7 protein-coding genes and 1 pseudogene are annotated in these 6121 nt (G+C 36.3%); 3 read left to right on the forward strand and 5 right to left on the reverse strand.

Annotated features, from left to right (window positions below; all coding sequences use genetic code 11):
• Positions 1 to 1725: GAF domain-containing protein (locus AC1DND_RS15995; protein ID WP_477583071.1), on the reverse strand; the 1725-nt coding region annotated here is incomplete at its 3' end.
• A gap of 145 nt (positions 1726 to 1870) precedes the next feature.
• On the opposite strand from AC1DND_RS15995, the gene AC1DND_RS16000 reads away from it, so the two are divergent.
• Complete coding sequence (locus AC1DND_RS16000; protein ID WP_477583073.1) at positions 1871 to 2239, forward strand: response regulator transcription factor; 369 nt, start codon at positions 1871 to 1873, stop codon at positions 2237 to 2239.
• Positions 2240 to 2243: 4 nt separating this feature from the next.
• On the opposite strand, the gene AC1DND_RS16005 is transcribed toward AC1DND_RS16000, so the two are convergent.
• Genes AC1DND_RS16005 through AC1DND_RS16015 form a run of 3 tightly spaced genes read right to left on the reverse strand, consistent with a single transcriptional unit; the run spans position 2244 to position 3607 of the window.
• Positions 2244 to 3050 (reverse strand): mechanosensitive ion channel family protein, encoded by an 807-nt coding sequence (locus AC1DND_RS16005; RefSeq protein WP_477583075.1) that lies wholly within the window; start codon positions 3048 to 3050, stop codon positions 2244 to 2246.
• A gap of 17 nt (positions 3051 to 3067) precedes the next feature.
• Positions 3068 to 3229 carry a hypothetical protein gene (locus AC1DND_RS16010; RefSeq protein WP_477583077.1) on the reverse strand — a complete coding sequence of 54 codons (162 nt, stop codon included), beginning with the start codon at positions 3227 to 3229 and terminating at the stop codon, positions 3068 to 3070.
• Between the two features lie 9 nt (positions 3230 to 3238).
• Entirely contained in the window at positions 3239 to 3607 is a 369-nt protein-coding gene (locus tag AC1DND_RS16015; RefSeq protein ID WP_477583079.1) for a SpoIIAA family protein, read from the reverse strand.
• Positions 3608 to 3747: 140 nt separating this feature from the next.
• On the opposite strand from AC1DND_RS16015, the gene AC1DND_RS16020 reads away from it, so the two are divergent.
• On the forward strand, positions 3748 to 4866 hold the full coding sequence (locus AC1DND_RS16020) for an alpha/beta hydrolase (protein WP_477583081.1): 1119 nt from the start codon (positions 3748 to 3750) through the stop codon (positions 4864 to 4866).
• Positions 4867 to 4967: 101 nt separating this feature from the next.
• Here the strand turns inward: AC1DND_RS16020 and ku are convergent, their stop codons facing one another.
• Positions 4968 to 5738, reverse strand: coding sequence for a non-homologous end joining protein Ku (gene ku / locus AC1DND_RS16025; RefSeq protein WP_477583083.1), 771 nt, complete (start codon positions 5736 to 5738; stop codon positions 4968 to 4970).
• A gap of 129 nt (positions 5739 to 5867) precedes the next feature.
• On the opposite strand from ku, the pseudogene AC1DND_RS16030 reads away from it, so the two are divergent.
• Positions 5868 to 6121: pseudogene (locus tag AC1DND_RS16030) on the forward strand (glycosyl transferase); the annotation flags it as partial.

Below are 6121 nucleotides of genomic sequence, written 5' to 3' on the forward strand. Positions count from 1 at the left end.
CTCTTTAATTAAGAAATTCATTTTATCAGCACCTATTAAAATCCTACTCAACATTTTTTGGCCATTTTCATCAATGCTCTTATTTTTGAGCATAAGCTCAGCATAAGTTTTTATCGAGGTTAATGGGGTTCTTAAATCATGCGAAACAGTATAGCTAAAAGTATCTAATTCTTCGTAAGCGGCCTGTAGTTTTTCATTGAGCAGCCTAATTTCGTTGGCCTTTTTGTTGATGTTGGTAATAATAATTTCTCGGATCCTTAAAACCGAGGCGATTTCCTCAGCCATCCATTTTTCAGATGTATTATTAACTACCTGCGACCAGATTTCGAAAGATTTACGGGGTGATAGGTTCAACAAGCCATTTTCTGAAGGAACTACAGGTTTTTCAGGGTTTCCAGCCCAATTCACAGTGGTAATGATTTCGGGTTTAAACCAGATGATCATTTCGCCCATTTCTTTATTTAACATACAAGAAAGAATTCCAGCGGCTATTGATTTGTATTTTTTAGCTGGAGAATGGATTTCAGACAATCGATGGGTATAGTATATTGATTCATCATTGGTTGTTTTTAACCATTCAACAAGTTCTCTTATTTCTTCTTCTGATGGTACATTTCCAAGAGTTTTAAGTTCATTTTCGAAAATGACAACCACTCCCGAAGCTTTAGTTGCGTCTAAAATAGTTCTTTTGTGGGTGGTTATGGCTTCAACTAAATATTTATCCCGGTTTAAATGTTCTAAAAGAACATTGGCGGTACTTTTAAATTGTTCAATAACGGCTGCATCTTCTTCTTCCTGGCGGTATTCTAAAGCTGAGGAAAGAATCTGCCCGATTAACTTAGCGCCTTCTCTGGCTTTATAGTCTATAAACTTAGGACTATAGTTATGGCAGGCAATTAACCCCCATAATTCGCCATGAGAGATTAAGGATATACTAAAACTCGAATGAACCCCCATATTCTTCAGATATTGAATATGTATGGGCGATACGGCGCGTAAGCCGCCATTGGTTAAATCGAGTGCTTCGTTTTCTTTAAAAGTTAGAATTGGTGAATCAGTTTTGTTTACATCGGCAATTAACCTAGTCAGATTGAGTTTATAAAGCACTCGAGCCTGTTTAGGAATATCAGATGCAGGGTAATGCAATCCAAAAAATGGTTCTAAACCTGTTTCTTTTTCTTCTGCCACAACTTCGCCATGACCATCCTCTAAAAATTTATAGATCATAATCCGATCGTAATTGATCAGTTTTTTTACTTCTTGAGCAGCACCTTTTAACAGCGCTGAAATGCTTTTCCCCTGAAGCATAGAGGAGGCAGAACGACCTATAGAACTTTGAATATCGAATTGTAAGGTTACTGGCTCAAATTCCAAAAGCCAATCACTTTCTGATGATGAAATAATCAGATAAAAAGAAAGGCCATTAATTTCAACAGGATGGGGACTAATTGCATCAAAGCTTTTACGGATGATACCTAGTTTAAGTAATTCTTCGATATTAAATGCCGGATCTTGTTGTTTGATAAACTGGTTTAAGACCGAAAGTTGTTTGTTTAATAGACTTTTAGCTTCTTCCGCTAAAAAAACTTCTACATTTTCACTAATGTAGGTAATGGATAGGCTGTTCTTATCAACCGCTAATAGAAAGCCATGCGATTGAATTTTACCAGGAATATGAATGGGTTCTTTATCGCAATTGCTTAGGTCTACAGAAAATTTAGTCATATGTATTTTGATATTGCAGCGTATTTAATTTCACGAATTAACAAATATTAAGCCTCTTTTTTAGAATGTCTCTATTTTAGTAAATTCGGTTTTGAGATTTATTTTTTATTATATATTTGTTTGAAATTTAAAAATCACCCCAACTTTGGCAAAGAAGAATATTTTGGTTATCGAAGATAACCATGCAATCCTAGATGTTATAACCCTTATTTTAGAAAGCGAAGCTTTTAACGTTGAAGGACTAAACAAAGGTGCTGATTTTATTAACCATGTTCAGAAATTTAATCCGGATGTAATAATAATGGATATTATGCTCCCTGACGCTGATGGAAGACTACTTTTAAAAGAACTTAAAGATACCGCAGCTACACAGCACATTCCCGTTTTAATGATTTCGGCCCGTTATAATGCCAATAATTATACTTTAGATGGTATTGAAGCTGATGATTTTATGGCTAAGCCTTTTAACATCGACGAATTAATGGACAAGATTTATGCTTTGCTGAGAAAGTAGCTTTTTACTCAGCCATACCAGGTAATTTTATTCCTCCCAGTTTTAAGTTTTTCATCAGCACTTCGAGAAAAGAAAGTTTAGTATCTGTAAAACCGTGTGCTTTAACCCAAACATTTAAACTTACTTTAAATCCATTATCTTCTAAAGCAGACACACCAATTCTTCTTTCGGGTGTCTTAAGACAATCTTTAAATTCATCGACAGTTTTATTGAAAACATTTACGATCTGTTCATAATCGATACCATAGCTAAACTTCATTTCAATATCCAACCTCCTGCTGCCTTCTCTGCTGATATTGATAATCACTTCATTTGATAATTTGCCATTTGGAATAACTACGGTTCTGTTATCGAATGTTTTAACAATAGTATAAAATATCTGGATCGATATTACAGTCCCTTCCTGACTTTGTGCAATAATACTATCGCCCACAACGAAAGGTTTCAACAGTAAAATCAATACACCACTGGCAAAATTTTGCAGTGTACCCGATAAAGCCAGGCCTGCCGCAACTCCAATACCACCAATGAGTACTGTTAAAAAAGTAAGCTGAATGCCAATAATCTGCATTACTGTAAGTACCAATAAAACCCTTAAAGTAATGAGTATTAAACTGGTTAAAAATGGCCGTAGTGAAGGATTTATATCTTTACGGTGCATACCACCCTGCATCCATTTTCCCAGTAGCTTAATTAGCCATAAGCCTAAAATAAGCAGTACTATACCTAAAATTACCGATGGTCCTTTATCAATTATCCAGTCGTAGGCTTTATCATAAAAATGCTCGATGTTATTGGCACCAATCTTCATAAACTAGGATTTTGCTTCTAATTATTAAGGTTTTTATGTTTAACGGGAGCATCTTTAGTTACATTTACTTTCTTGGCATCTTTGGCTGATGTTACTTTATCATCAGCACCTTTAGCTTTTGCATTTTTCGGTGCGGTAGCCTTGCTACTTTCTGCCGATGTTTTAGAATTTTTCATCATTTTTAATCGTTAATCTTCAGCATTCAGCCAGGCCTTTGCCTCTTCTATCTCTTCTGGTTTAAAGCCTTTTGATTTACCTGGCGTAGCCACTGTGAAAACATCAGAAAACCACTCTACTCCTTTTTCGGCGCTTACCACGGCTATTTTTTTCCATTTGGTAAAATTTTTCAAACCCGCCTTAACATCTTGTACCCAGGCACCAGCTGTAAAATTCTTCACGTCAGTTTCCAAAACGAGCAGATACCTGATTTCCTTAAATCGCTCAGCTGTTCTTTTCAAACCGGCTAATAAAACGTTCTTTACATCATCGCTTGTCACCTCTCCGGTAGCCCTTACGCCAAAAATATGATCTGGTAGTCCTGTTATTTCTGTTAGCATAATTATTTCATTTATTTAAGAACACACTAATTCGTCAAGATGTTTGCTATTTAAATAAATTCTGAAAAGTTGAGTAACAACAAAAACACTATCTTACTGATACTGTTATACAAACAATATTTATAAAATAAAAAAATCCTATGAAAACTAACTGGTTAAAACCTGCTTCATTTATTTGTATTGTAGCTGTTTGTATTGCTGCTTGTACAGGCGGAACAAAAACGACTACGATTACAGATTCGACCATAACCGACTCTTCAGTAACTGCAGCATTAAAACCTGCCGGGCCTGCTCCTGAATGGGGAAAAACAATAAAACCAGAAATGCAGGTTGTAATAGAAAAATTAAATAGTTATGGAGATAAACCTTTAGAAACTTTAAGTGCTGCCGATGCGCGGAAAAATCATACACCAACCGATGCGGTAATGGATTTGGCAAAACAAAATAATATAACCATGCCAGCTGCGAAAGTAGATACCATGGGGAAAGATATTGATGTTAGCGGAGGTAAAATCCATTTGCGTATCTACACGCCAAAAGGTGAAGGCGGGCCCTATCCGTTAATTGTTTATTACCATGGCGGTGGTTTCGTTATTGCCAATTTAGATGTTTATAATGCATCTGCACAGGCATTGGCAGAGCAGGTTGGTGCAGTTGTGGTTTCTGTTGCTTACCGCTTAGCACCCGAAAACAAGTTCCCTACTGCGCATAACGATGCTTTTACAGCTTATGAATGGGCTGTTAAAAATGCAGTAGATTTAAAAGCCGATCCGGCTAAGATTGCAGTTGTTGGTGAAAGTGCAGGTGGAAATTTAGCAGCAAATGTATCTATTATGGCCAGAGACAAACACATTATGCTTCCTGTGCACCAGGTTTTGGTTTATCCTATAACCCAAGCAGATATGAACACCGAATCTTATAAATTGCATGAAAAAGCAAAACCGCTAAACAAAGCAATGATGGGATGGTTTACAGAGAAATATCTGACTACAATGATTGAAGCGCAGGATCCTAAAATATCATTGGTTAATGCCAATTTAAAAGGGCTTCCATCAACAACTATTATTACAGCCGAAATAGATCCTTTGCACGATGATGGTGTAATACTCGCTGATAAATTGAAAGCCGCCGGGGTAAAAGTGGGCAGTAAAAATTATGAGGGTGTAACACATGATTTTTTTGGTATGGCGCTGCTAGTACCAGAAGCGAAAGCAGCTCAGGCCTATGCCGCAGATCAATTGAAGGCTGCTTTTAAATAAAGAACAGCCCTGGAGTGGTATTTACTCCAGGGCTGTTCTTGCATAGCGTTTTGCGCTGAGCGTTTTTAACTCAAAACTCCCAACTGCAAACTCCAAACTAACTAAGCTCCTTTCTTCGAACCCAAGCTCTGCATGAGTTGATCATACAGGTCATCGCTTGTAGCTTTTTGCGGTTTCATCTTTTTAACCGTTGCGCGTTTGCCTTTAGACTTTGCTTTGATAATCTTCAAAAGTTCGCTACTGTAATCATCTTTAAAGGCGCTTAAGTCGAATTTGGAACTGTATTGTTTGATCAAGGCCAACCCCACATCCATTTCTTTTTTGGTTATGGTAATATCATCAACCTTGTTAATTTCTGATAAACTTCTTATTTCCTGCTCAAACCTGATTTTAGTAATCACAATTACATGCTCCATGGGATGGATAACACAAAGATTTTCTGTATTCCGCAGTACAAATCTGGCCACTCCAGCCTTACCCGATTTTTCTAAGGCCTTTAGCAATAACCCATAAGCTTTTTTGCCCTGCTTTTCAGGCTCGGTGTAATAAGAAGTTTCATAATAAATAGGATTGATATCTTTTATATCAACAAAATTCTCTAATTCAATAATTTTGGTTTTTTCGGGTGCTGCCTCTTCAAAATCGTGCTTATCTAACACAACGTATCTGTCTTTTAAAAAATAGCCTCTAACAATCTTCTCATAAGGCACTTCTTTATGGGTGTTTTCATTTACCCTTAAAAATTTAATCTTTGCGTGATCACGCTCATCCAGCATATCTAAATCGAGGTTACTATTCTGGACAGCAGAAAACAACTTAATTGGAATGTTTACCAAGCCAAATCCAATAGAACCTTTCCATATTGATCTCATAGTTAAATATTTACTTACTAACAAGTGTCTAAATCAGATTGTTTTGGCTTTATTAAGCGTAAATTGAGGAAATCACAAACTATTTAGATAATACAATGTTATTTAAGTATCAACCCTATTTGAATACATATGAAAATCGCCTACATTTCAACCTATCCTCCTCGTGAATGCGGTTTAGCTACATTTAATCAAAATTTGGTTAATGCCTTAAGTTTAAATCCTGCTTATAATTCACGAAAAAGCTTTGTTGTTGCATTAAATGAATCGGATGATGTTAATGAACACGATTACCCAAGCGAAGTGAAATTCGTCATCCGTCAGCAAAATCAAAAAGATTATATCGATGCTGCAGATTTTATCAATAACAGTGATGTAGATAGTTG

It is taken from the genome of Pedobacter sp. 01N416 (assembly GCF_056399685.1).